General features: G+C 40.0%; 1 protein-coding gene. It reads left to right on the forward strand.

Annotated features, from left to right (window positions below; all coding sequences use genetic code 11):
- Positions 1 to 112: 112 nt before the first annotated feature.
- On the forward strand, positions 113 to 700 hold the full coding sequence (locus JUE67_RS12535) for a site-specific integrase (protein ID WP_057732126.1): 588 nt from the start codon (positions 113 to 115) through the stop codon (positions 698 to 700).
- The last annotated feature ends 55 nt before the right edge of the window (positions 701 to 755 follow it).

Below are 755 nucleotides of genomic sequence, written 5' to 3' on the forward strand. Positions count from 1 at the left end.
AGCGCGAAAATCGCTCTGTGTTAATGCTAATGTCATATTTACCACCCTTTCTTTGTACTTAATATTGTACTTTAAATTGTACTAAAAATCAATTTTTTAAGGAGCTAAAACTATGCAACAAATTGTCTTACCTATCAAAGATTCAAATGTTCTCAAAGAGGTGCAAGATACCTTACTCAACAGCTTTAAAGCTGGCCGGCGTAACTATACAGTTTTTCAAGTTGGCAAAGCGACTCTGCTGCGTGTGAGCGACGTCATGAAGCTTCGTTGGGCAGATGTCTTTAACGAGAACGGCACCGTGCGTCAGAATGCGTTTATCCACGACCAAAAGACCGGTAAAGCGAACCTGCTCTACTTAAAACCCGTGCAAGCTAATTTATTGGCTTATCAAGCTTGGTTACAAGACAATCATTTGGTTTCTGACTGGTTGTTTCCCTCGATTCAGCACCCTGATCGACATATCACGGAAAAACAGTTCTACAAAATTATGGCTAAGACGGGCGATTTACTCGGCATTAATTATCTTGGGACTCATACCATGCGTAAAACCGGCGCTTATCGGGTCTACACGCAGTCTAATTATAATATTGGTTTGGTCATGCACTTATTAAATCATTCCAGCGAGGCCATGACTTTAGCTTATTTAGGCTTGGATCAAGCCAGTCAAGAAACCATGCTCGATCAAATTGATTTTGGTTGATATTAAGCGAGCTATTGCAGCAATTATTCTCTATAATACATTGATAGATAAGCTG

The organism is Lacticaseibacillus mingshuiensis (assembly GCF_016861785.1).
Classification (GTDB): domain Bacteria; phylum Bacillota; class Bacilli; order Lactobacillales; family Lactobacillaceae; genus Lacticaseibacillus; species Lacticaseibacillus mingshuiensis.

What these genes read in the sequence shown, in the direction of transcription:
- JUE67_RS12535 (WP_057732126.1), top strand. Translation starts at nt 113, where the DNA reads ATGCAACAAATTGTCTTACCTATCAAAGATTCAAATGTTCTCAAAGAG.